The organism is Halomarina pelagica (genome assembly GCF_024228315.1).
In the GTDB taxonomy this organism is placed as follows: Archaea; Halobacteriota; Halobacteria; order Halobacteriales; family Haloarculaceae; genus Halomarina; species Halomarina pelagica.
The window spans coordinates 1,963,404-1,988,170 of the sequence record NZ_CP100454.1 but is presented as its reverse complement, the minus strand read 5'-3'; the positions used below and the strand labels follow the sequence as shown (position 1 = coordinate 1,988,170).

At 68.5% G+C, this 24,767-nt stretch carries 23 protein-coding genes; 18 read left to right on the top strand and 5 right to left on the bottom strand.

From position 1 onward, the window contains the following. The first annotated feature begins 105 nt into the window (after positions 1–105). The 11 genes from NKI68_RS10275 (at position 106) to NKI68_RS10225 (ending at position 11,043) form a co-directional block, all read left to right on the top strand. Positions 106–1,176 (top strand): ABC transporter permease, encoded by a 1,071-nt coding sequence (locus NKI68_RS10275; protein WP_254542961.1) that lies wholly within the window; start codon positions 106–108, stop codon positions 1,174–1,176. Between the two features lie 2 nt (positions 1,177–1,178). Continuing rightward, entirely contained in the window at positions 1,179–2,681 is a 1,503-nt protein-coding gene (locus NKI68_RS10270; RefSeq protein WP_254542960.1) for an ABC transporter permease, read from the top strand. Further along, a complete protein-coding gene (locus NKI68_RS10265; protein ID WP_254542959.1) occupies positions 2,678–4,027 on the top strand; it encodes an ABC transporter ATP-binding protein in 1,350 nt (449 codons plus the stop codon). Before NKI68_RS10270 ends, NKI68_RS10265 begins: the two co-directional genes overlap by 4 nt. Continuing rightward, the gene (locus NKI68_RS10260) at positions 4,024–5,604 is read left to right on the top strand and encodes an ABC transporter ATP-binding protein (RefSeq protein WP_254542958.1); all 1,581 of its coding nucleotides are present in this window, start codon (positions 4,024–4,026) and stop codon (positions 5,602–5,604) included. The genes NKI68_RS10265 and NKI68_RS10260 overlap by 4 nt, the downstream gene beginning before the upstream one ends. A gap of 3 nt (positions 5,605–5,607) precedes the next feature. Continuing rightward, positions 5,608–6,063 carry a DUF7555 family protein gene (locus NKI68_RS10255; protein ID WP_254542957.1) on the top strand — a complete coding sequence of 152 codons (456 nt, stop codon included), beginning with the start codon at positions 5,608–5,610 and terminating at the stop codon, positions 6,061–6,063. A 51-nt stretch (positions 6,064–6,114) separates the two neighbouring features. After that, on the top strand, positions 6,115–6,708 hold the full coding sequence (locus tag NKI68_RS10250; RefSeq protein ID WP_254542956.1) for a DUF7529 family protein: 594 nt from the start codon (positions 6,115–6,117) through the stop codon (positions 6,706–6,708). 213 nt (positions 6,709–6,921) lie between these two features. Then, positions 6,922–7,320 carry a MarR family transcriptional regulator gene (locus tag NKI68_RS10245; RefSeq protein WP_254542955.1) on the top strand — a complete coding sequence of 133 codons (399 nt, stop codon included), beginning with the start codon at positions 6,922–6,924 and terminating at the stop codon, positions 7,318–7,320. A gap of 2 nt (positions 7,321–7,322) precedes the next feature. After that, positions 7,323–7,646, top strand: a complete 324-nt coding sequence (locus NKI68_RS10240; RefSeq protein ID WP_254542954.1) for a hypothetical protein — start codon at positions 7,323–7,325, stop codon at positions 7,644–7,646. A gap of 193 nt (positions 7,647–7,839) precedes the next feature. Further along, positions 7,840–8,688 carry a CBS domain-containing protein gene (locus NKI68_RS10235; protein WP_254542953.1) on the top strand — a complete coding sequence of 283 codons (849 nt, stop codon included), beginning with the start codon at positions 7,840–7,842 and terminating at the stop codon, positions 8,686–8,688. Continuing rightward, positions 8,685–10,463, top strand: a complete 1,779-nt coding sequence (gene glyS / locus NKI68_RS10230; protein WP_254542952.1) for a glycine--tRNA ligase — start codon at positions 8,685–8,687, stop codon at positions 10,461–10,463. The genes NKI68_RS10235 and glyS overlap by 4 nt, the downstream gene beginning before the upstream one ends. A 4-nt stretch (positions 10,464–10,467) precedes the next feature. Further along, a complete protein-coding gene (locus tag NKI68_RS10225; protein ID WP_254542951.1) occupies positions 10,468–11,043 on the top strand; it encodes a dolichol kinase in 576 nt (191 codons plus the stop codon). A 19-nt stretch (positions 11,044–11,062) separates the two neighbouring features. On the opposite strand, the gene NKI68_RS10220 is transcribed toward NKI68_RS10225, so the two are convergent. Beyond that, the gene (locus NKI68_RS10220) at positions 11,063–11,842 is read right to left on the bottom strand and encodes an SDR family oxidoreductase (RefSeq protein WP_254542950.1); all 780 of its coding nucleotides are present in this window, start codon (positions 11,840–11,842) and stop codon (positions 11,063–11,065) included. 126 nt (positions 11,843–11,968) lie between these two features. On the opposite strand from NKI68_RS10220, the gene NKI68_RS10215 reads away from it, so the two are divergent. The 3 genes from NKI68_RS10215 (at position 11,969) to NKI68_RS10205 (ending at position 16,268) form a co-directional block, all read left to right on the top strand. Next, a complete protein-coding gene (locus NKI68_RS10215; protein WP_254542949.1) occupies positions 11,969–12,469 on the top strand; it encodes a cation:proton antiporter regulatory subunit in 501 nt (166 codons plus the stop codon). Next, a complete protein-coding gene (locus tag NKI68_RS10210) occupies positions 12,462–13,649 on the top strand; it encodes a cation:proton antiporter (protein WP_254542948.1) in 1,188 nt (395 codons plus the stop codon). Before NKI68_RS10215 ends, NKI68_RS10210 begins: the two co-directional genes overlap by 8 nt. A 138-nt stretch (positions 13,650–13,787) precedes the next feature. Then, positions 13,788–16,268, top strand: coding sequence for a DEAD/DEAH box helicase (locus tag NKI68_RS10205; protein ID WP_254542947.1), 2,481 nt, complete (start codon positions 13,788–13,790; stop codon positions 16,266–16,268). Here NKI68_RS10205 and NKI68_RS10200 read toward each other — a convergent pair whose 3' ends face one another. Both NKI68_RS10200 and NKI68_RS10195 read right to left on the bottom strand, forming a co-directional pair. Then, positions 16,269–17,201: an alpha/beta hydrolase gene (locus NKI68_RS10200; protein WP_254542946.1), complete on the bottom strand. Its 933-nt coding sequence runs from the start codon at positions 17,199–17,201 to the stop codon at positions 16,269–16,271. Between the two features lie 37 nt (positions 17,202–17,238). Then, positions 17,239–17,949: an Sjogren's syndrome/scleroderma autoantigen 1 family protein gene (locus NKI68_RS10195; RefSeq protein WP_254542945.1), complete on the bottom strand. Its 711-nt coding sequence runs from the start codon at positions 17,947–17,949 to the stop codon at positions 17,239–17,241. Positions 17,950–18,159: 210 nt separating this feature from the next. On the opposite strand from NKI68_RS10195, the gene mdh reads away from it, so the two are divergent. Further along, entirely contained in the window at positions 18,160–19,074 is a 915-nt protein-coding gene (gene mdh, locus NKI68_RS10190; protein WP_254542944.1) for a malate dehydrogenase, read from the top strand. Between the two features lie 107 nt (positions 19,075–19,181). Here mdh and NKI68_RS10185 read toward each other — a convergent pair whose 3' ends face one another. Beyond that, positions 19,182–19,826 carry a class I SAM-dependent methyltransferase gene (locus tag NKI68_RS10185; protein ID WP_254542943.1) on the bottom strand — a complete coding sequence of 215 codons (645 nt, stop codon included), beginning with the start codon at positions 19,824–19,826 and terminating at the stop codon, positions 19,182–19,184. A 691-nt stretch (positions 19,827–20,517) separates the two neighbouring features. On the opposite strand from NKI68_RS10185, the gene NKI68_RS10180 reads away from it, so the two are divergent. Further along, positions 20,518–21,594, top strand: a complete 1,077-nt coding sequence (locus NKI68_RS10180; protein WP_254542942.1) for a phosphotransferase family protein — start codon at positions 20,518–20,520, stop codon at positions 21,592–21,594. Between the two features lie 54 nt (positions 21,595–21,648). Here the strand turns inward: NKI68_RS10180 and NKI68_RS10175 are convergent, their stop codons facing one another. Next, a complete protein-coding gene (locus tag NKI68_RS10175; protein ID WP_254542941.1) occupies positions 21,649–21,894 on the bottom strand; it encodes a ferredoxin in 246 nt (81 codons plus the stop codon). A gap of 104 nt (positions 21,895–21,998) precedes the next feature. Between NKI68_RS10175 and NKI68_RS10170 the strand changes: the two genes are divergently transcribed. Beyond that, the gene (locus NKI68_RS10170) at positions 21,999–24,251 is read left to right on the top strand and encodes an ATP-dependent DNA helicase (protein ID WP_254542940.1); all 2,253 of its coding nucleotides are present in this window, start codon (positions 21,999–22,001) and stop codon (positions 24,249–24,251) included. Continuing rightward, complete coding sequence (gene cgi121 / locus NKI68_RS10165) at positions 24,251–24,751, top strand: KEOPS complex subunit Cgi121 (protein ID WP_254542939.1); 501 nt, start codon at positions 24,251–24,253, stop codon at positions 24,749–24,751. Before NKI68_RS10170 ends, cgi121 begins: the two co-directional genes overlap by 1 nt. Positions 24,752–24,767 lie beyond the last annotated feature (16 nt).

The following is a 24,767-nucleotide window of genomic DNA, read 5'->3' as shown; positions in this document are numbered from 1 at the left end:
ACACAAAACCCAGCGACACGCTACAATGATTCACACCTGCAGCGACCGCGGTAGCGTACACGCCACCTGCCGTGTACGCCAGCGAACCGACGGCGGTGACGGGCCATGAGCCGGTGGAGTTACTTCCTCCGACGGCTCGTGCTCGTCGTTCCGATCCTGCTGTTCTCGATGTCGCTCGCCTTCCTCATCATACGGGTGGGCCCGACTGACCCGGTCTCGGCCATCGTCGGACTGAACAACGACCCGCAGTATCGGATCGCCGTCGCGAAGAGTATCGGCATTCTGAACGAGAACGGTGAACGCGTCCCGCTCTGGAAGCAGTACATCGACTTCATGACGGGGTTGCTCACGTTCGACCTGGGGCAGTCGTGGGTGATCACCCGCGGAACTCCCGTAACCGACCTCATCGCCAGCCGCGCGCCGCGCACCATCTGGCTCGGATTCTGGTCCGTGCTCGTCGCGCTGTTCGTCGGTATCCCGCTCGGCTTCTACGCTGGCCTGAACCCGAACACGTCGGCGGACTACACCGCCTCGTTCGGCGGGATCGTCTGGCGCGCGATGCCGAACTTCTGGCTCGGCATCATCCTCGCCGCGATGCTCGTCAACTCCAGCGAACTCACCAACGGCGTGCTCGACTGGAGCGAGTTCATCGTCGAGACGAACGTCATCACGGCACCGCCGTTGAACAACCTCGGTATCGTCGAGTTCGACGGGGTCGTCCCGACGTTCGACGCGGAGGGGTTCGAGAACCTGATCGGTGCCATCAAGCAGATCCTCCCGGCGGCGCTCGTGCTCGGATCGGCGTCGATGGGTAACGAGATGCGCATCGGCCGGACCGCGGTGCTCGAGACGATCAACTCGAACTACGTCGAGACCGCGCGGGCGAAGGGCCTCTCCGAGCGCGTCATCGTCTGGAAGCACGTCTTCCGCAACGCGCTCATTCCCCTGGTACCGGTCATCACGGCGGAGGCGTTCCTCCTCATCGGCGGGTCGGTCGTCGTCGAGGCCGTGTTCGGCATCAACGGCCTCGGGAACCTGTTCTTCAAGGCGGTGACCCAGGGCGACCTCCCGCTGGCCGGGGCGCTGATCTTCGTCTTCGTCCTCATCACGCTCGGCATGAACATCCTGCAGGACTTCCTCTACACCGTGATCGATCCGCGGATCGGGTACGAATGACCATGAGCGAGACACGCTACACCGAAGAACGGCCGCTGCGCGAACGGATCCGTCAGAACCCGCGACCGGCGCTCGCGTGGGGGGCCGTGTTCGCCCTGCTCGTGCTCGTCGAGGTCGGCGCGCTCCTGTCGATCACCATCGACGTGCTCAAGTTCGTCGTCGACATCGGCGGCGGCCTGATCAACGGCGTCGTCGACATCACGGGCGGCATCCAGGCCGCGAAGGGGTTCCTCGACGGGCTGCGCGACGCGGCGGTGCAGATCCCGACGCTGCTCTCGCGCGACCTCATCCCCAACCAGGGGTACGAGGTGCCGGGGCGGGGGTACGTCGGGACCTTCCTCGGCCTCCCGCCCGCGATCGCGTGGGCGATCCGCTTCGTGCTCGTCTACGCCTACGTGTTCTTCTTCCTCTACTGGATCTGGAAGGGGTACGAGGTGTTCGTCACGCACTACCGCTACGCCGACTGGACGCCCCGCGACGACGTGGTGCGCCGACTCCGCACCCACCGCTGGGGGCAGTTCGGCTTCGTCGTCGTCGTGCTGTTCGTCGGCCTCGCGCTGTTCGCGCCGACGCTCTCGCCGGTGACCTACCAGGACGACGCGATCGACCCGTACGGTGCCGAACTGAAGTACTTCGACGAGGAGGCCGGCGAGGTCAAGACCACGAACTACGGTCAGGCCAACCTCGCGACGGCGTCGACCGGCGGGAGCAACCCCGAGAACACGGTCACCATCGGCGAGTACGACCAGTACGGCCGGTTCCACCCGCTGGGGACGTTACCGACGCCCGGCGGCGACATGTTCACCAAGCTCGCCTACGGGGCGCGCGTGTCGCTGTTCGTCGGCCTGCTCGCCATCGGCATCAGCGGCTTCATCGCGGTCGCGTTCGGCCTGCTGACGGCCTACTACAAGGGACTCGCCGACCTGTCGGTCGTGGTGGTGAGCGACTCGATCCAGGCCATCCCGGCGATCCTGCTGCTCATCCTCATGTCAGTCGTGTTCGCCGACCACTGGCTCGGTGACTTCTACAACGGCGGGTTGCTCATCGCGCTCGTGTTCGGGTTCATCTACTGGCCCGGCATCTGGCGGCTGATCCGCGGCCCCGCGATGCAGGTGTCCGAACAGGAGTGGGTCGACGCCGCCCGCAGCTACGGGCAGCGTCCGACCGTCACGATGCGAAAGCACATGCTCCCCTACATCCTCGGCTACCTGCTCGTCTACGCCTCCATGACCATCGGCGGCGTCATCATCACCACGTCGGCGCTGTCGTTCCTCGGCATCGGCATCAACCCGCCGACCCCCGAGTGGGGACAGGTGGTCGCCGACGGGCGGGGGTACGTCACGACCGCGTCGTGGCACATCGCGTTCGTCCCGGGGATCCTCATCGTGCTCGTGGTGACGGCGTTCAACGCGCTCGGCGACGGCATCCGCGACGCGATCGACCCGCAGAGCGAGGGCGGCGGTGGCGCGGCCGAGGAGGCCGCGGTCGCCGGAGGTGGCGGATGAGCCTCCAGCTCGGCCGCGAGCCGGTCCTCTCCGTGGAGCACCTGCGGACGACGTTCTTCACGGACAAGGAGACCATCCGCGCCGTCGACGACATCTCGTTCGACATCCGGCCGGGCGAGACCGTCGGCATCGTGGGCGAGTCCGGCTCCGGCAAGTCGGTCACCGCCCGCTCCATCATGGGGCTGATCGACTCCCCCGGCCGGGTCATGGGCGGGAGCATCCGCTTCAGCGACGAGGCGACGGTCGACCGGCTGGCAGAGCGGTTCCCCGAGCGGACGGTCGACCTCGACGACCTGCGCCGGGACCACGACGTCGTCGCGCTGGTCGAGCGGCTGTTCGATCGGGGCGTCACGCCCGAGCGGCTCACCGACGGCGCGGACGACCGGCGCGATGCGACGCTGCTCGTCCGCGAGGGGCTCGTGGACATGCGCGACCTGGTCGAGCGGGGCTACGCCGCCCGCCTCGGCGTCGTCGACGACGACGCGTTCGTCGTGCGCGACGGGCCGGGCGGGTACGTCGAGGTCACGAAGGCGTCGGCGGACGCGCTGCGGGCGCTCCGGGGGCGCGGCATCGCGATGATCTTCCAGGACCCGCTCACGTCGCTCAACCCGGTCTACACCGTCGGTAACCAGATCGAGGAGGCGGTCCGCCTCCACCAGGGCAAGACGGGCGAGGCGGCCACCGAGGAGGCGATCCGCCTGCTCGAAGCCGTCTCCATCCCGGACGCCCGGCGGCGCGTCGACGAGTACCCCCACCAGTTCTCCGGCGGGATGCGCCAGCGGGCGGTGATCGCCATGGCGCTCGCGTGCAAGCCGCAGTTGCTCATCTGCGACGAGCCGACGACCGCCCTCGACGTGACCATCCAGGCGCAGATCCTCGAACTCTTAGAGGAGATCCAGGAGGAGCGCGACCTCTCGATCATGTTCATCACCCACGACATGGGCGTCATCGCCGAGGTCGCCGACCGGGTGAACGTGATGTACTCCGGCGAACTCGTCGAGAGCGCGCCGGTCGAGGAGCTGTTCGCCGCGCCGAAACACCCCTACACGCAGGGGCTGCTCGAATCCATCCCCGGGCGGAACGCGGGCGAGGAGCGCCTGCGGACCATCGAGGGCGACGTGCCGACGCCGAACGAGGAGCCGACGTACTGTCGGTTCGCCCCGCGCTGTCCGCAGGCGTTCGACGCCTGCGACGTCGTCCACCCGGTGAACGTCGACGTGAGCGACGGCGAGGCCCACCACACCGCGGCGTGTCTCCTCTACCCCGAGGACAGGAGCCGCGAGGAGGCGGTGGCCTACCACCGCGAACGCGACGACCGCGCGGCCGACGGAGGTGACCGATCGTGAGTGAGGAACTCGTCCAGCAACCGACCCAGACGACGGAACAGCGCGACGCGCTCGTGGAAGTGAACGACCTCAAGACCTACTACGAGGGCGGCGGACTGCTCGGCTCCCAGCCCGTGAAGGCGGTCGACGGGGTGACCTTCCGGATCGAGCGGGGTGAGACGCTGGGTCTCGTCGGCGAGTCCGGTTGCGGGAAGACGACCCTCGGGCGGACGCTGGTCCGCCTGGAGGAGGCGACCGACGGCGAGGTGCTCTTCGACGGGGAGGACATCACCACGTTCTCCGGGTCGAAGCTCAAGCACTGGCGGCGGGACGCACAGATCGTCTTCCAGGACCCCGAATCCAGCCTCAACGATCGCATGACGGTCGGCGAGATCGTCCAGGAACCGCTCGACGTCCACGACTGGCCCGACTTCTCGGTCCGCGTCGAGGGCGCGGGCGACCGCGAGGTGACCGTCTCCGGCGACGGCCGGCCGGTCCCGGAGGGCGTCTCCGACGCCGACGTCGTCGTCACCCTCTCGGGGGGATCGGCGAGCGCGTCGGTCCGCGAGGGGATCCCCCTCCCGGACGAGGACGCGACCGCCGCGGTCAGCGATCGGGGCGACGCCGTCGACGTGACCGTGACGGTGCGCGTCTCGAAGGCGCGACTGCGCCGCGCGCGGGTCCGCGAACTGCTGGAGACGGTCGGTCTCCGCGAGGAGCACTACTACCGCTATCCCCACCAGTTCTCCGGCGGGCAGCGCCAGCGCATCGGCATCGCGCGGGCGCTCGCCCTGGAGCCGGAGTTCATCGTCCTCGACGAGCCCGTCTCGGCGCTCGACGTGAGCGTCCAGGCGAAGATCCTGAACCTGCTGGAGGACCTCCAGGACGAGTTCGGACTGACCTACCTCTTCATCGCACACGACCTGAGCGTCGTCCGCCACATCTGCGATCGGGTGGCCGTCATGTACCTCGGTCACGTCATGGAGATCGGCGAGACGGAGGAGCTGTTCGAGAACCCGAAGAACCCCTACACGTACTCGCTGCTGTCGGCGATCCCCGACGCCGACCCGACGGCGACCCGCGAGCGCGTCACGCTCCGGGGGACGCCGCCCAGCCCGCGCGACCCGCCGGTCGGCTGTCCGTTCAGCACGCGCTGCCCGGTGAAGATCCGTCCGGAGCAGTACCGGGACCTCGACGACGAGGTCTGGGAGGCCGTCGAACTGCTCCGGGAGATCCTCCGCGAGCGCGCGAGGGCGGATCGGAGTCTCACCGAACGCGCCAGGGCCCGCCTCGGCATGGAGACGCGCTTCTCCGACATCGACGAGATCCGCCACGAGGTGATGGGCGACCTCGATCTCCCCCCGGAGATCCGCCGCCACGTCGAGCGGACCGTCGAGTACGTCCGCGCGGGCGACGAGCGGGCCGCCCGCGAGTACATGCGCGAGGAGTTCGGCAGCGTCTGCGACGCCGAGCGCCCGGCGCACCACCCGGTGAGCGAGAGCGGACGCACGAGCTACTGCCACCGCCACCGCGCGGAGTACGAGGAGCCCGACCCGGTGTTCGGCCGGCTGCTCGAGCGGCAGGCTCGCGTCCGGTAGCCGATGACGGACGACGGGCGCGAGTACGGGCGGGCGTTCGAGGGCGACGCCCGTCCCTCGAGGGGGTTACAGGCGCTCGACGCGGTCGCGTACGCGCTCGTCCTGACCGTCACGGTCGTCGCGCTCTCGGCGGCGGCGAACGTCGCCCTCGGCGTCGCGCGGCCCTGGCTCGGGGTGAAGTACCTGCTGTTCGTCGTCGGGCTCCTGCTGTTCGGCGTTGCGAGCGTCAAGCTCCGGCCGAACGCGCCCTACGCCGAGACGACGCTCCTGCCGTCGAACCGCGACGAGGAGACCGGCTTCCAGGCGTTCGTCCAGCGAACGGTCGCCCTCCTCGGCGACCGATACCGCCTCGCGCCCGAGGAACGGCTCTCGGACGCCGCGAAACTCCTCCTGGCGAGCGTGACGATCCTCGCCACCTCCGCCGCGATGGAGTTCGTCCTCGGCGTCACCATCGCCTGACGTGGGCGATCGAACAACAGGTTTTACCGCGTCACCGCCTCAGGGGCACCTATGCCCGAAATCGGTGAAGACACGGAGTACGCCGATCGGTTCGCGAACGACGCCGATCGGCTGAAGGGCGCGTGGGAGGCGACCATCGAGGAGATGCGCGCCATCGAGTCGGAACTGGAGGCGGAGGGCTGGGACGTGACCGCCGTCGCGGCGGGTCACACCGCGCCCACGAACCCCGACGCCGGCGAGTCGGAGCGCTTCGGGCTCGTCCACGTCGTCCCCGACAACCACGCGGACGACCTCCGCGAGGCGTTCGAGCGCGGTACCGGCGCGTCGCCCGAGAGCGACGACGGCGAGGTGACGGAACTCGGCGGGTTCGGCCGCTACGAGGTCTACCGGACGGAGGCCGGCGGGAGCGCCTTCCAGGTGACGGTGCTGTACGCCGACGAGCCGAAGGTCGCCATCGTCCTCGCGGGCGGGTACGAACTCGCGTTCGCCCAGGGGATGATCCGCACGGCGATCGAGCGCGACGAGATGTACACGCACGTCCAGACGCTCGATAAGACCCCGCTCGGGAGCTTCCGACACGAGGAGTGGGAACTGTTCTTCCCCGAGGCGCGACAGCGGTTCGGGATCGAGGACGACGGGGAGTGACGAGCGGTCGGCGGCGCGTCGCCCGGTGAACGCCGTCGATGCGAGCGCTCGCGCGCAAGTCGTGCGAGGCGGAGCGGCGATGAACGAGACACCCGAGTCGCGCCTGCGCTATCTATTACTACACTACACGACGGGTTCCACGCCGACGGACAGCAGCACGTGACACCGAACGCTGAATACGATTCGGTACATCTGAATACGTAGAGATACATCATGCCGGTTCGATTCGACGACTACGAGGAGCAGGCCGACGAGTTGAACTGGACGCCGACCGAGGAGTCGAACCCGCATAAGATCCTCACGTTTCTCCTCGGGCACCCCGACGTGGGGTTCACGCCGAGCGAGATCGCCGAGGCGACGGGGATTCCGAAGGGCAGCGTCGGCCCGACGCTCCAGCGACTCCACGAGCGGGGGCTCGTCCGACACAAGGAACCGTACTGGGCGATCGGCGAGGACGATCGGATCGCGGCCTACCAGGGAATGCTCCTCAGTATGGAGGCGCTCCGCGATCGGTACGGCGACGACGGGTGGAGCGACGTCGATCCGGAGGAGCACGAAGCGGACGAGGCCGAACTGGAGGAGTGGCGAAGGGAACGGCGCGCGGAGGGATGACGGTGCACGAACGCGGCGAAGTCGTGTGGTATCCGGCGCTGTTCGCGGACTACGACCGCCCGTTTCTCCTCGTCTCGACCGACACGCATCCGTTCCACGAGGAGGAGCACGTCGGGCTCGCGATCACGACGACCGCGTTAGACGATGCGATCCCGATCGTCGACGACGACTGGGTGATCGGCGACCTGCCGAAGCGGAGCTACGTCAAGCCCTGGAATCCCGTGATCGTGAAAGAGGATACGATCCGGTCCGTCGCCGGCGTTCTCCGATCGGAGCAGGTGAACCGCGCAGTCGCTGAGCTAGCCGCGATCTGCGGCGTGGAGTAACGTCCTCGCGCGCACGACCCGTGTCGCGCTCGAAACCGCTTGCGACGAGCGCCGTCGAGCAGTCGTCGACTCGGAATGATCCGCCGGAGGGCACCTCGCCCGAGAAGACTACGGAAACGAAGCACCGTCCCGTGCGTGCGGATCGTCGGCACGGATGTGAAGGGGTTTAGTACGCGGGAGGTGACGAAGACGTATGAACGTCGCAGACGCCATGACGCCGCGGGAGGACGTGGTGACGGTGTCGCTCCCGGGCAATCGTGACGACGCCCTCGAATACCTCCGGACGGGCAAGTTCTCCGCCGTCGCGGTCGTGAAGGGCGAGGACGAGGAGGAGGTCTTTCGCGGCCTGGTGTCGCGCGAGGCGCTGATCGAACAGCCCGACGAGGACCAGCTCGCGCTGCTCGTCGAGGAGGGCCCGACGACGACCGCGGACGCCACGCTCGACGAGCTCGCCCACCTCATGCGCGAGACGGGCGCTCGACGCGTTCCCGTCGTCGAGGGGGACAGCCTGGAAGGCATCATCACGATCACGGACGTGGTGCGCGCCATCGCCGCGGGCGACGCCGACGGCGAGAGCGAGGTCGGCCCGCTCGCCACCCCAGAGGTGAACTGCCTCTACGCGGGCGCGCCGCTCCTGACCGCCGAGCGCGAACTCTCCTACGCCGAGGTCTCGTACGGCATCGTCCTCGACGACGAGGGCGACGTGTGCGGCATCCTCACCGACACGGACCTCATCGAGGTGGCCGAGATCGTCGAGGGCGAGGGCGACACCGGCGAATCCCTGGCCGACGAGGACGACGAGTGGATGTGGGAGGGTATCAAGGCGGTGGGGAACCGCTACGTCCCGACCCGGAACGTCGTCTTTCCCGAGGGTACCGTCGCGGACTTCATGACCGAGGAGATCGTGACGGTTTCCCGAACGAAGACGGCCCAGCGCGCCGCTCGGCTGATGCTCTCGAACGACATCGAACAGGTCCCGATGGTGAACGGCGGCGACCTCGTCGGCATCGTCCAGGACATGGACCTCCTCAAGGCGCTATGACGCGGGGTGACACGGACGTCGTCGAACTGGCGAAACGCCGCGGGTACTTCTTCCAGGCCAGCGAGGCCTACGGCGGCGTCGCGGGCTTCTACGTCTACGGCCCGCAGGGTGCCGCCCTGAAGCGCAACCTGGAGGACGCCTGGCGCGATCGCTTCCTCACCCGCGAGGGGCACGTGGAGATCGAGGCCCCGACGATCATGCCGGAGGCGGTCTTCGAGGCGTCGGGCCACCTCGACGGCTTCGACGACATGATCGTCGAGTGCCCCGAGTGCGGAACGAGCCACCGGGCGGATCACCTGGTCGAGGACGCGACGGACATCGAGGACGCCGAGAGCCTCCCCACCGCCGAGGTGGCGGACCTCATCGCCGAGCACGACCTGGCGTGCCCGAACTGCGGCGCGTCGCTCGCGGGCACCGAGGTGTCGGAGTTCAACCTCATGTTCGCCACGAACATCGGCCCCGGCAGCGCCTCGCCGGGCTACCTCCGCCCGGAGACGGCACAGGGCATCTTCGTCGAGTTCCCCCGGCTGAAGGAGTACGCCCGCGGTCAGCTCCCCTTCGGCGTCGGCCAGATCGGCACGGCCTACCGCAACGAGATCAGCCCGCGGCGCTCGCTCATCCGCGTCCGGGAGTTCACCCAGGCCGAACTGGAGCACTTCGTCGACCCCGAGCGCGACGAACCGCCGCTCCACAGAGTCGCGGACGTGGAGGTGCCGCTGTACTCCGCCGAGGCCCAGCGCGCCGACGACGGCGGCATCGAGACGACGACGATCGGCGAGGCCGTCGAGTCGGGCGTCATCGGCAGCCCGTGGGTGGCCTACTACCTCGGCGTCGCCCGCGACTGGTACGAGCGGGTCGGCGTCGACATGGAGCGGTTCCGCTACCGCCAGCACCTCGCCGGCGAGCGCGCCCACTACGCGAGCGACTGCTGGGACGCCGAGGCCGAACTCGACGGCAACTGGATCGAGATCACCGGCTTCGCCTACCGCGGCGACTACGACCTCACGAAGCACGGCCAGCACGCCGACGACGACTTCACCGTCTTCCGGCAGTACGACGAGCCGATCACCGTCGAGCGGGCCACCGTCGACCCGGACATGAGCGTGCTCGGCCCGGAGTTCGGCGGCGCGGCCGCGGACGTCGCCGAGGAACTCGAGCGTCTCGCAGCGACCGACGAGTCGGCCTTCGAGGGCGAGGCGGTCACCGTCGAGGTCGACGGCGAGGCGTACGAGATCCCCACGGAGGCCGCGGGGTTCGCCGTCGAGGAGGTGACGGAGGCGGGCGAGCACGTCACGCCCCACGTCGTCGAGCCCTCGTTCGGCGTCGATCGGGTGTTCTACACCGTCCTCGACCACGCGCTGCGCGAGGACGAGGTGGACGGCGAGGCGCGGACGTACCTCGAGTTGCCCGCCGAACTCGCCCCGACGACCGTCGCCGTGCTCCCGCTGATGAGCAAGGACGGCCTCGACGACCGCGCCCGCGAGATCGTCGAGGACCTCCGTGCGGCCGGGACCGGCGTCGACTACGACGACTCCGGCACCATCGGCCGGCGCTACCGCCGCCAGGACGAGGTCGGCACGCCCTACTGCGTCACCGTCGACTACGAGTCCCTGGAGGACGACACGGTGACGCTGCGCGACCGCGACACGACCGATCAGGTGCGCGTCCCGATCGACGCGCTCCCCGAGCGCGTCGCAGCGCTTCGCGCGGGCGCGTCGTTCGAATCGCTCGACGATGCGCGCGCCGAAGCGCCCGACGAGGCGACGCAGGACTGAGCCGATGGTCGACCCGGAGGTCGAGCGCCGACTCGTCCACGCCAGCGGCGCGAGCGTCCCGCTCGCGTGGGCGTACGGCCTCATCCCGTGGACGTGGGTGCAGGCCGTCTTCGTCGCCGGGGCGCTCTCCGCGCTGGGATTCGAGGCCCTGCGGCTGTCGGGCGTCGTCGACCTCTGGGTGTTCGAGAAGCTCACGCGGGAGTACGAGCGGGACAACCTCGCGGGGTACGCCCTCTACATGCTGAGCATGGCGGGCGCGTCGCTGCTGTTCGTCCCCCGGGTGGCGGCGGCGGCGATGCTGATGCTCGCGCTCGCCGACCCGGTGAGCGGCCTGCTCGGATCGGGCGAACTGCGCGCCGTCAAGAACGCGTCCGTCCTGCTGGTGATGTTCGCGATCTGCGCGCTCATCGCCGTCTCGTTCGTGGCCTCCCCCGCCGCCGTCGTCCTCGGCGCGCTGGCCGCGACGCTCGCCGACGGCGTGAAGCCCGTCGTCCGGGGCTACGTCATCGACGACAACCTCACCATCCCGCTCGCGGCGGGCGCGGCGATGACCGCCGGCCTGTTCCTGATGGCGGCCTGAGCCGCCGTCGTGCGCGGCGTCAGGCGGTGTTGACCATTCCCCCGTCCACGAGTATCGACTCGGCGGTGACGTAGCTCGCGAGGTCGCTCGCGAGGAAGACGGCGGCGTTCGCCACGTCCTCCGGTGTCCCGTAGCGCTGTATCGGGAGGGTTTCCCGGATCGCCTCCCCCTCCTGGGTGCCGATCATCGGCATGTCCTCCGTGGTCATCGCCGTCTCGATGACGCCGGGGTGGATGACGTTCACGCGGATGTCGTACTGGCCGAGTTCGCCCGCCAGCGCGTAGGTGAGCAGCCTGACGCCCCCCTTGGCCGCGGAGTAGGGGGTGATCTCGGGGTACCCGACGATGCCCGCGACGCTCGACATGTTCACGATGCTCCCGCCCTCGCCCCGTTCCTTCATTCTCCGGGCGGCCGCCTGCGCGCCGAAGTAGACGCCGTCGAGGTTCACGTCCATCAACTGACGGTACCCCTCGTAGTCGATCTCGCCGATCTCGGCGACGGGACCGAGGATCCCGGCGTTGTTCACCATCACGTCGATACCCCCGAAGTCGTCGGCCGCGTCGACGGCCGCGTCGAGCGACGCGCGGTCGGTCACGTCGCACTCGACGAACGTCGCGCTCCGGTCGGTCTCGGATTCGATTATTTCGTGGGTCGGATCGCCGCCCTCGCGGGGGTCTGCCTGGACGTCCGCGACCACCACGTCCGCACCCTCCTCCGCGAAGCGCGTCGCGATCGCCCGCCCGTTCCCGCTCGATCCGCCCGTCACGACCGCCGCCCGATCCGTGAGAAGCCCTGGCATTGCGAGCCACAGTCCGGTGTCAATTATCTAATCACTTTTGTCGAAGGGGCGGAGTGTCCGGCGCGATGCCCGATTTCCAGCGAATCGCAGCGAAGTGCCTTTGCCGGCGCGGACGCTTTCTCCGCTATGACGGTCTACGAGGCCGACCTCCCGGGCGTCGGCAAGAAGTTCGAGGTGGAACTCGACGACGAGACGCGACTCGTCATCATCATCCACAACACGGGAAAGCGGGAGCTGTTCCTCCGCCGCGAGGAGGGCGCGGACGCGGAGAAGCTGTTCGAACTGACCGACCGGCTCGCCCGGCAGGTGGGGACCATCATGGAGGGGGCGTACTTCCAGCCCATCCGGACGGACTCCATCGACACCGTCCTCGCCGACGACACGCTCATCGAGTGGTCGAAGGTGCAGGAGGGGTCGCCGCTCGCGGGGCGGACGCTCGCGGAGTCGCGCCTCCGGCAGGCGCTCGGCGTCTCGGTCATCGCCATCCAGCGCGGCGAGGAGACGCTGACGAACCCCGACCCCGAGACGGAGATCCGGGCCGAGGACACGCTCGTCGTCCTCGGGTCGCGGGACGCCTGTCGGAAGCTCGACGACGTGGTCGCCGGGGACGCGGAACTCGATGGCTGAGACGTCGCTGCTCGAGATCGGCGCGATGTTCGCGGTCATCGCCCTCGCCGGGGCGGGGGCCCACCGACTCGGTGTGTCGGTCATCCCGCTGTACATCGTCGCCGGCATCCTGGTCAACGACGCCGTGCTCGGTGCAGTCGGACTGCCCGCCATCCGGGACGGCGAGTTCGTCACGATCGTCGCCGAACTCGGGATCGTCTTCCTGCTGTTCTTCCTCGGCCTCGAGTTCAGCATCGACCGCCTGATCGAGGGGCGCGACCGGATGACGAGGGCGGGCGCGCTCGACGCCGCGCTCAACTTCCCGGTCGGGATGGCGCTCGGCCTGCTCGTCGGCTGGTCGCTCACCGAGGCGTTCGTCCTCGGCGGGATCGTCTACATCTCCTCGAGCGCCGTCATCACCAAGTCGCTCATCGACCTCGGGTGGATCGCCAACCCGGAGAGCGAACCCATGTTGAGTACGCTCGTCTTCGAGGACCTCGCCATCGCGTTCTACCTCGCGGTGCTCTCGGCGGTCGTCCTCGGCGGCGGCGACCTGATGGGCGCGGTGATGAGCGTCGGCACCGCGATGGCGTTCCTGCTCGTGCTCCTCGCGGGCGTCGCGCGGGGCGACGCGCTGTTCGAGCGCTACCTCGCCGTCGACTCGACCGAACTGTTCATCCTCCGGGCTGTGGCCGTGACCGTTCTCGTCGCGGGCGTCGCGCTCGCCATCGGCGTGAGCGAGGCCGTCGCCGCCTTCTTCGTCGGGATGGGCTTCAGCGAGACCGCGCACGTGGAGAAGCTCGAACGCCTGCTCGTCCCCCTGCGGGACGTCTTCGCCGCCGTGTTCTTCTTCTGGATCGGCCTGACGACAGACCCCCGGCTGGTCGCGGCTACCGCCGCGCTGCTCGCGCTCGCCGTCGCCGTCACGACCCCGACGAAGCTCCTCTCGGGCTACCTCACCGGACGCCGGTACTACGGCCTCGACGCGACGCGGTCGGTCAGGGTCGGGACCGGGATGGTCACGCGCGGGGAGTTCTCGCTCATCATCGCCGCGCTCGTCGCCGGCGCGGGGGGAAGCGCCGTCCTCGCGGAGACGATCCCGGCGTTCGCCGTCGGCTACGTGCTCGTGATGAGCGTCCTCGGGACGCTCCTGATGCAGTACGCCGACTCGCTCGCGCGGTTCGTTCCCGGGACGGAGTGACCGTCGTCGATCCGGTCGAGGGGACGGCCGGCGTCGGGTCGTCGGACGAGGGGCGCTAACCGGGACGCCCGGTTCGAGGGGGACACTTTCACCCCGGTGTACGAACCCTTATTCGGCATGGGGCGGAACGGTGGCGTAATGGCGGCAACCGAGGGCGTCGACCGACCGCTGCTCACGCCGGGGTACCTCCAGCGCCGCGAGTACCAGCTCGAACTCGCGGCGGCGGCCCTGCGGACGCACACGCTCGTCTGCCTCCCCACGGGGCTCGGCAAGACGGCGGTGAGCCTGCTCGTCACCGCCCAGCGGCTCCACGACGCCGGCGGGCGGGCGCTGTTGCTCGCGCCGACGAAGCCCCTCGTCCAGCAGCACGCCGACTTCTACCGCGAGGCGCTCTCCGTGCCCGACGAGGAGGTCGTGGTGTTCACCGGCGAGGTCAGGCCGGACGACCGCGCCGCACTCTGGGAGCGCGCGCGGGTCGTCGTCGCGACGCCGCAGGTGGTCGAGAACGACCTCGTCGGCAACCGCATCTCGCTCCGGGAGGTGACCCACCTCACCTTCGACGAGTGCCACCGCGCGACCGGCGACTACGCCTACTGCTACATCGCGGAGCGCTACCACGAGGACGCCGCGGACCCGCTGGTGACGGGGATGAGCGCCTCCCCCGGCGGCGACGAGGAGGAGATCCTCACCGTCTGTGAGAACCTCGGCCTGCGCGAGGTGGAGGTGATGACCGAGGCGGACTCGGACGTGAGCGACTACACCCACGAGACCGACATCGAGTGGGAGCACGTCGAACTCCCCGAGGAGGTGATCGAGATCCGTGACGCGCTGAACGAGGTGATCGCGGACCGCCTAGAGCGGCTCAAGCGCCTCGGCGTCACGAACTCGACGCGGCCGGACGTGTCCCAGCGCGACCTGAACGAGATCCGCGGGAAGCTCCAGCGGATGATCAACGACGACGACGGCGACGGCTACAAGGGCATGTCCGCGCACGCCGAGATCATGAAGCTCCGGCGGGCGGTCGAACTGGTCGAGACGCAGTCCGTCGAATCCCTCCGCCGGTACTTCGAGCGCCAGCGCAACGCCGCGCGCTCCTCCGGCGCGTCGAAGGCCGCCCAGCGGTTCGTGAGCGAGCCGCGCGTCCGGGAGGCGATGCGCCGCGCGGAGGCGTACGACGACCTCCACCCGAAGTTCCGCCGGGCGCGCATCCTCCTCGCCCAGACCCTCGGCATCGAGGGCGGCGAGCGCGTCATCGTCTTCACCGAGTCCCGCGACACCGCCGAGACCCTCACCGAGTTCTTCTCGAATCACTTCGAGACGCACAAGTTCGTCGGCCAGGGCGACAAGGAGGGCTCGGACGGGATGACCCAGAAACAACAGCAGGAGACCCTCGACGCCTTCCGGCGCGGCGAGTTCCAGGTACTCGTCTCGACCAGCGTCGCGGAGGAGGGCCTCGACGTGCCCGAGGTGGACCTCGTGCTGTTCTACGAACCCGTCCCGAAGGGCATCCGGGCCATCCAGCGCAAGGGGCGCACCGGCCGGCAGAGCGAGGGGAAGGTCCACGTCCTGCTGGCGGAGGACACCCGCGACGAGGCGTACTTCTGGATCTCCCGGCGCGAGGAGAAGCGCATGCGCGAGGAGCTTCGCGCGCTCAAGGGCGTCGCGAGCGAGGTGAACCGCGAACTCGGGCAGGGGAGCCTCGGCGACTTCGCGGACGGGGAGGAAGCGGGCGGGGGGGCCGACGCGCCCGACGCGGGCGCGGGCGCTCCGACGGCCCACGGCGAGTCCGAGGAAACCGCCCGCGCGAACGGCGGGGCGGACGGGGACACGGGGACGGACGGCGACGGCCAGCCCGGCCTCGACGCGTTCGCTGCGGACGAACCTGCGGACGAAGGTTCGGGAGGCGGCGACCGCGAAGAGCGCGCGGACGAGGGCGTCGTCGCGACCGCCGAGGGCGACGCGGACGCGGGAACCGTCGAGATCGTCGCCGACCAGCGCGAACTCGACGCGACCATCGCCCGCGACCTCTCGACGCGCGACGGCATCACCACCCGCCTCGAGACGCTCGCCGTGGGCGACTACGTCCTCTCCGATCGCGTGGTGGTCGAGCGCAAGTCCGTCTCTGACTTCCTCGACACCCTCGTCGGCGGCGACCGCTCGCTGTTCGAGCAGGTGAAGGAGGCCACGCGCCACTACTCCCGGCCCGTCGTCGTCGTGGAGGGCGAGGACCTCTACGGCGCGCGTAACGTCCACCCGAACGCCATCCGGGGGGCGCTCGCCTCGCTCGCCGTCGACTTCGGCGCGAGCGTCCTCCGCACGGAGGGCGAGCGGGACACCGCCGACCTGCTCGAGGTGATCGCCCGGCGCGAACAGGAGGAGGACGACCGGGAGGTGCGCGTCCACGGCGAGAAGGCCGCGAAGACCCTCGCGGAGCAGCAGCAGTACGTCGTGAGCGCGATCGCGGACATCGGACCCGTGACGGCGCGGGCGCTCCTCGAGCACTTCGGGAGCGTCGAGGCGGTCATGACCGCCACGGAGGAGGAACTGCTCGACGTGAAGGGCGTCGGTGAGGTGACCGCCGAGCGCATCCGCGAGGTCGTCGGCAGCGACTACGCCTGACTACTCGTAGCGGCGCTGGAACCCCGACACGATGTCGAACAGAGCCGTCCGTCGGCGTTCGAGGGTCAGGAAGTGCGTCCCGCCCGCGACCTCCGCGTACTCTCTCCGACCCGCCGCGCCCAGCGCGTCGTAGAGGCCGAGCGCGTCCGCCCGGGTGGCGGTCGCGTCGAACGACCCGCGGACCACGAGCGCCGGGGCGTCGATCGCCGCCGGGTCGTAGGCGGGCGTCCCGGCCGCGGCGGCGGCCATGTCGGCGAGCGTCCCGTTTGGCGCGCGGACCGCGGGCGCACCGTTCCGGTCTGCCGCCTGCCCGGAGTCGCGGAGCGAGCGCCAGAACGCCTCGACCGTGCCCTCGCTGCGGTAGGACGACGGCGCGACGCCGGCGGGGAACTGCGCGTCCCAGCGGTCGCGCACCTCCGGGGCCGTGACGACGCGGTAGGCGTCGGGGTCGCCGTCGAGGAGGTCGTCCGCCCCGTCGGGGAAGGCGTGGACCGGCGCGAACTGCGTCAGGGAGGCGACCTCGACCGCGCGCGAGGCGAGCAGGCGGCCGCAGACCATCGACCCCCACGAGTAGCCGACGAGGTGGACGCGCTCGTGGCGGTCGAGGAGCGTCGCGAGCGCGGCGGCCACGTCCTCGGCCGCGACGTCCGCGCGCACGACCGGTTCGTTCGCCGCGGGCGGCGCGTCGAGTTCGGACGGGGCCTCGCTGTCGCCGTACCCGCGGAGGTCGATCGCGTAGGCGGCCCACCCCGCGCGGGCGCAGGCCGCGAGCCACGACTCGCCGCCGGGGTCGGCGGCAAGTGCGAAGACGGACCGCCCCGGGTAGGTCGCGCCGTGGACGAAGAGGACCGCACTCGCGTTGTCCACGCCCCGCCGCCACAGGCGGAGGCGAGTTCCGTCGTCGGCCCCGATCTCCTCGAAGGTGCGCGTCATGCCCCGAGGGTGGGCGACCGATCGTATATACTATCGGTCAGCGCCGTTCCGCCCGGCGGACGGCCGCGAGCGCGTCCGCCGCGTCCCCGACCGCGGCGAGGAACTCGCGTGCGCGCGCGAGGTCGTCGGCCGCCTCGGCCTCCTCCGCGAAGCGCGTGACCGTCCGCGCGAGCGACTCGCGGGCCGCGGAGAGGTCGGCGTAGCGACCGGGCGACGCTCCCGCCTCCGCGTTCGGGGCACCCGGCGTCCGCTGGGACGCGGCGGACTCCTGCGGTCCGGAGGGAGGATCGCGCACCGACCGGGTGGTCGCGGATGGCTCCGGCGACTCCGGCGATTCCGGCGGTTCGGGGGGTTCCGGCGATCCCGATCGTTCGGGCGGTTCGACGTCGATCTCCCCCACGTCGACCGTCTCGCCCGACGGGGGCGACTCGACCGCGGTCGGGTCGCCGTCCGCCTCCGCGGGTCGCGGTGGTGTCGCCTCCTCCGCCGCGCGCTGCTCTTCCGTTCGTCCTTGCGCCGCCCGTTCTCCCGCCGCCCGCTCCTGCCCCTCGGCGGTGCAGGTGGGGCAGAACTCCTCGTCCTGCCAGCGGAAGATCGGGTCGCCGCAGGCGTCGCAGTGCTTGTTGGTCATCGTCGCGCCCTTGAGCAGGAGTTCGCTCATGCGCTCGGTCGAGGCGCGTTTGCGGTCGTCCTCGGCGAACTGCTTCCGAAGCTTCTCGCGCTCGGCCTCCTTGTCGAATTCGCTCATGGGGGAGGACAGGGGGGCGGACCCGAAAAGCGTGATCCTCCGCGACGGTCGCGGGAGACGGGAGCGGAGGTGCCCGCCGAGACGGCGGGGAAGCCGGTCCCCGTTCGGCGGCCGTGGTATCGACGTTCGTCGAATTAAATATCGGCAGAAGGCGCACTAAGGCCAGTTTTCGACGCATTTAACGGCTGGCCACGTGCAGATTTACGTGGTATGACGAAAGTTAGCGTGGTCGGTGCGGCAGGGACGGTCGGTGCCGCCGCCGGATACAACATCGCACTCCGGGACGTCGTGGACGAACTCGTCTTCGTGGACATCCCCGACAAGGAAGACGAGGCCGTCGGGCAGGCGGCGGACGTCAACCACGGGATCGCCTACGACGCGAACACGGTCGTTCGGCAGGGCACCTACGAGGACACCGCCGGGTCCGACGTGGTGGTCATCACGGCCGGCATTCCGCGCAAGCCGGGGCAGACCCGGATCGACCTCGCGGGCGACAACGCGCCCATCATGGACGACATCGGGAGTTCGCTGGCGGAGTACAACGACGACTTCGTCTCGATCACCACCTCGAACCCGGTGGACCTGCTCAACCGCCACCTCTACGAGACGGGCGACCGACCACGCGAGCAGGTCATCGGCTTCGGCGGCCGCCTCGACTCCGCGCGCTTCCGCTACGTGCTCTCCCGGGAGTTCGACGTCCCCGTACGGAACGTCGAGGCGACGATCCTCGGCGAGCACGGCGACGCGCAGGTGCCGGTCTTCTCCAAGGTGCGCGTCGACGGGCGCGACTTCGAGTTCGAGGACGACGAGCGCGAGCGCATCCTCTCGGACCTCCAGGAGTCCGCGATGAACGTCATCGAGCGCAAGGGCGCGACCGAGTGGGGCCCGGCGACGGGCGTCGGCCACATGGTCGAGGCCGTCCTGCGCGACACCGGCGAGGTGCTCCCCGGCTCGGTCGTCCTCGACGGCGAGTACGGCCACAGCGACGTCGGCCTCGGCGTCCCCGTGAAACTGGGCGAGAACGGCGTCGAGGAGGTCGTCGAGTGGGACCTCTCGGAGTTCGAGCGCGAGCAGTTCGGCGAGGCGGCGGACAAGCTCGCCGATCAGTACGCGAAGATCGAGTAGGTCCCGAATCGCGGCTTGGGGGGCGATGCAGTCCCGTCAATAGAACTCCTGATCGAGAAGCAGAAGCCTTGAGTTGCCCCTAGTCAACCAGTTCTCCTGCGGTCAGATTATTCTCCCTCAACGTTCTGTTTCCGAACAGCAGTGAGCACCATGAGTTTGTTGTTCAACCCCGCAGGCGTCCGATTTGTGATCTCATAGCCGATTTCCTCGAGTACTTCTGCCACGTCCTCTGGTGGAACACCGATTGGTTCGTGCGTCTCTACGACGATAGCTCGCGGGCGACAGTCCATATTACGGAGAATGTCTACCTCGCTCCCTTCAACATCAAGTTCTAGAACATCGCAGGCAGGGAGATCAGCGGAAGTGAATTGGTCGCCATCACTGGGTCCAAACATCTCTATTGCCTGTTCAGACACGGGCCCAATAGCGGCGTGGTGCAGGGTCACGGTATCAGAGACCTGGTTGACTTTGAGAGTATGCTGGAGGGTTTCTATCATCTCCGAGTTCGCCTCGTACGTCGTTACGCTTCCTTCGATTCGCGCCATCCGCGCGCTAACGACTGTCGTGATCCCTTTTCCACCGCCGACCACGACAACATCATCGCCTCGATCCACCACACGGCGCAGCGCTCCGCTCGTTCCTTCTTCAAACTCGGGCCAGTAGTCTCGATTCTGCTCGGGAGAAGTAGTTGGGACTGCAACGCCATTATACACGACAGTCCGTGGGTCACTGCCGCTTTCCCTAGGGGACATATTTTGACAATCAGGAACAATCATAATATGCCTTGGGACAATTAATTATTAAGGTTTGATATTAAGTAAGGTGGGCATGCGACGGACACGTGTCATGTCTAACAGTAGAGACAGAGCGTTAGTCGGTCGTACTTCTGGGAGCGGCTCCACCGGGTCAACACCGGTATCGTCTCCTATTGTACGATGAACGTCGTGGGGAAGCGCCGTCGCACCGACGATCCGAAAGTCACCGCTTTCCTCGTCGGCTAACCGGACGTCGGGATGAAGACTCAACACGCGTAGTGCATATCGTGAACGGACGAATCTGTCCCGAGTTCTAACGCCATCTCATTGGCGATACCGTAGAAGGATCCCCCCATCATCAACGTTTTCGGACCGGTCTGGGGATTAAAACCGGATATATCGTGAGGTACCAGCCCTACTCTGCAGAGTGATCAGAACCTGCCCTGAAAAGCCTGTGCAGAGCGTAAAGTCAACCCGATCTCGCCAACAGTTACAAGTAGTATTCACCCTCAGTGGTATGGTAACTGATGAACTGAAAGCCCCTTCCGACGTGTTAAATGCGCAAAGTCGCCTTCCAATGAGCGGCTGCTGAGCACGTTGGGGGGGCCTGTGGTCCTCTACTTTCTCACGTGGATTACAGTTGTTTATCGAATCATTCGCCGAGCGATCACGCAGATGCCAGTAATCAATGACCAGTAACGCGGCCGACGAACCGATTTGCACCACCACCATCAGTGAGATGGTTCGAACAGTCAAGCCCTCGTGGTCTGTCAGCGACCACACCCCCGCCAAGGGGGGCTATCTCCCCGTCCACCTGTTAACAGTCGATACGCCATCCGGACAGAAGCGTGTCGTTCTGAAATCGAGTCCCGACGAACAGAGCCACGGTATCGATACCGAGGCCCGTATCGTCCGAATCCTCGGAGCCAACACATCGATACCGGTATCCGAAGTGTACGGTGCCGTTGACGAACACGACGAGCTGCCGTCACCGTTCTTCCTAATGGAGTACGTCCCGGGGACGACCATCGAGCGAACAGAGATGCACACAGTCTCCGAGGGAATACTCGAGCACGTCGCGCGGGAATCCGGGCGATACATCGCCGAACTCCACGATCTCGATGCCTTTGATACCTACGGCTTTTTGCAACGGAATCCCGACACAACGCTCCGTGGGAAGTGTCCGTCGACATCCGTTGACCAGCTTCTCGTCGTCAGCCCAACGGAGTCGTGGCAGGCGCAGGTTCGTTCGTGGACGAATAATACATTAGAAGGCGTGGAGAACAGCCGGTTTGCGGACCTCCTCCCTGAGATTGCACAGGTATTCGGCGAGAGAATCGAACGTCTCGATGGCCCGTTCGAACCAGTGCTTGGACACATCGATAACTCGCTCGAGAACGTCCGTCACGATCCTGAAACCGGCGAGATCACCGCAATGCTCGACTGGGCGTTCTCGCTGTCCGTCACCCCGGGATACGACCTAGTGCTGATCGAGGAGAGCCTGAACGGCGGTCAGTGGCGCTTACTGCCCGACTCCCCCGACAATACAGAGATCATCCGCTCTGCGATCCTCGAGGGATACTGTGATGTACGCTCGGATACCGTCCTCTACGAACTCAAGAAGCATCGCGAATTGTACGAGTTGCTCTCGCTCGCCCGGTCGATGAACAATCTCGAAATGTGGCTGGGGTTCCAAGACGCGACTTCCGAACAAGTCGAAGCTGCAGCTAGGACGATACGGGAGAAGGCTCGGCTGCACTACTGAACACAGTCCGGTCGAAAATCGAGGTTCGGGAAAGTCAGCGAAAGCCGCGCGCGACTACGGGACGACCTGCTCGCCGTCGTCGTCGTAGACGGTGATGGCGTCCACGGGGCAGACCCGCGCGGCGAACTTCGCGTCGAACTCCTCGCCCTCCGGCACCTCGCGGACGAAGACGTTCTCCTCGACCTCCTCGCTCCCGTCGAGGTCCGCCTTCCCCTCGCTGGTGTCCTTCTCGAACCTGTCCCACTCGGCGACGCACTGGAACATCCCGATGCAGGTGTCGCGGTCGAACTCGACTCTCATACGCGGTGGTAGATCCGTGGGCGAGAAAGGGGTGACGGTGCCGGTTCCACTTCCGGCGCGGCCTCTCCGACGTTTTAAATCGGGAGACGAACAAGGGGTCGGTAATGAACGTCGCAGACGTCTCGGGGGTACCGGACTGGCTGCCGGGGCACCTCCGCGACGACGGCATCGAGGAACTCTACCCGCCGCAGGCCGAGGCGGTCGAGAAGGGCGTCACGGAGGGCGAGAGCCTCGTCGCCTCCGTCCCGACGGCCAGCGGGAAGACGCTCGTCGCCGAGTTGGCGATGCTCGCGAGCGTCGAGCGCGGCGGGCGGGCGCTGTACATCGTCCCGCTGCGGGCGCTGGCGAGCGAGAAGAAGCGCGAGTTCGACCGGTTCGAGGAGTACGGCCTCTCCGTCGGCGTCTCGACGGGCAACTACGAGTCCGACGGCGACTGGCTGGCGTCCTGCGACGTCGTCGTCGCCACCTCGGAGAAGGTGGACTCGCTCGTCCGTAACGGCGCGCGCTGGCTCGACGACCTCGCCTGCGTGGTCGCCGACGAGGTCCACCTCGTGGACGACGCCCACCGCGGGCCGACGCTCGAGGTCACCCTCGCGAAGCTCCGGCGGCGGAACCCGGCCCTCCAGACGGTCGCGCTCTCGGCCACCATCGGCAACGCCGAGGAGATCGCCGAGTGGCTCGACGCCGGGCTGGTCGACTCCGACTGGCGGCCGATCGACCTCCGCACGGGGGTCCACTACGGCCAGGCGCTGCACTTCGACGACGGCGACACGCGGGAGCTGACGGTCCGGAGTTCCGAGCGCCCGACGGCGGCGATCGCCCGCGAGACGCTCGACGACGGCGGCTCGACGCTCGTGTTCGTCAACTCCCGACGCAACGCCGAGGCCGCGGCCGAGCGACTGTCGGGCGTCACCGCGGCGGCGCTCACCGGCGAGGAGGAAGAGCGCCTCGAGACGGTGGCGGCGGAGATCCGGGAGGTGAGCGACACGGAGACGAGCGACGACCTCGCGGCGTGCGTCGAGCGCGGGGCCGCCTTCCACCACGCGGGGTGTGCGAGCGAGCACCGCTCGCTCGTCGAGAGCGCCTTCCGCGACCGGCTCATCAAGCTCGTCGCCGCCACCCCCACGCTCGCGGCGGGCGTGAACACGCCCTCTCGGCGCGTCGTCGTTCGCGACTGGCGGCGGTACGACGGGAGCGTCGGCGGGATGGCCCCGCTCTCGGTGCTCGAGGTCCACCAGATGTTCGGCCGGGCGGGGCGGCCGGGGCTCGACCCCTACGGCGAGGCGCTGCTGCTCGCGAACAGCCACGACGAACTCGACGAACTGTTCGAGCGCTACATCTGGGCCGACCCGGAGGCGGTGCGCTCGAAGCTCGCCGCCGAACCCGCCCTGCGGACGCACGCGCTCGCCACCGTCGCCTCCGGCTTCGCCGGCTCGCGCGAAGGGCTGCTCTCGTTTCTCGATCGGACGCTCTACGCGACGCAGACGACCGAGCAGGGACGACTGGAGGCCGTCACCGACAACGTCATCGCCTACCTCGTGGCGAACGAGTTCCTCGAACGCGACGGCGACGACCTCACGGCGACGACCCTCGGACACACCGTCTCCCGGCTCTACCTCGATCCGATGAGCGCGGCGGAGATCATCGACGGGCTTCGCGGGGCCGCCGACCCGACGGCGATGGGGCTGTACCACCTGGTCTGTCGAACCCCCGATATGTACGAACTCTACCTGCGCTCGGGCGACCGGGAGGAGTACACGATGCTCGCCTACGAGCGCGAGGCGGAGTTCCTCGGGGCGATGCCCTCGGAGTTCGAGGACGGGCGGTTCGAGGACTGGCTGTCGGCGCTCAAGACCGCCCGGATGCTCGAAGACTGGGCCAGCGAGGTCGACGAGGATCGCATCGCCGAGCGGTACGGCGTCGGTCCGGGCGACGTGCGCGGGAAGGTGGACACCGCCGAGTGGTTGCTGGGGGCGGCCGAACGCCTGGCGGGCGAACTCGACGTGGGGCTCACGCCGGCCATCCGGGAGGCGCGCGTGCGCGTCCAGCACGGCGTGCGCGAGGAACTCATCGACCTGGCGAGGGTGCGCGGCGTGGGCCGCAAGCGCGCCCGCCGACTCCACGACGCCGGCGTCGAGACGCGCGCCGACCTCCGCGAGGCGGACAAGTCGGTCGTGCTCGCGGCACTCCGGGGACGGCGGCGGACCGCGGAGACGATCCTCGAGAACGCCGGACGCGAGGATCCCTCGATGGACGGCGTCACGGCCGATCCGGAGGCCGCGCCCGTCTCGCCGAAGGGGGCCACCGAGCGAGCCGAGCGGGAGGACGAGGATCAGGCCAGCCTCGGTGACTTCTGATGCGGCTGGTCGAGGGGACCGTCACGGTCGAGGACGTGGACGCGTTCGTCGCGTCGCTCGCGGCAATCGGCGAGGAACACGGCTGCGCCGTGCAGGCGTTCGACGCGCGGATGGTCGTCGGCGAGCGCCACCTCCGACGGGCGGTGGAGCTGGCGAACCGCGCCCGGGAGCGCGGCGAGGCCATCGCGCGCGACCGCGGCGTCGAGATCCTCCTGTACGCCGCCGGCCGTCGCCAGATCGACCGGGCGCTCGAACTCGGGGTGCGCGAGGGTGAGGACCGACCGGTAGTCGTCGTCGTGGACGGCGACGGGCGGCGGGCGGAGGCGGACGCCGCCGAGGCGGTCGAGGAACTGGTGACGCCCGCGGCGACGCTCGGCGACTACGACGACGCGCGCGTCCGCGAGTACTTCGACGTCACCGACGCGGAACTGGCGGCGACGGACGCGGACCTCGAAGCGCTCGTCTGCGAGCGCGTCGCGTTGCTGACCGTCGAGAAGTAAGTCGAGAGATAGCGCG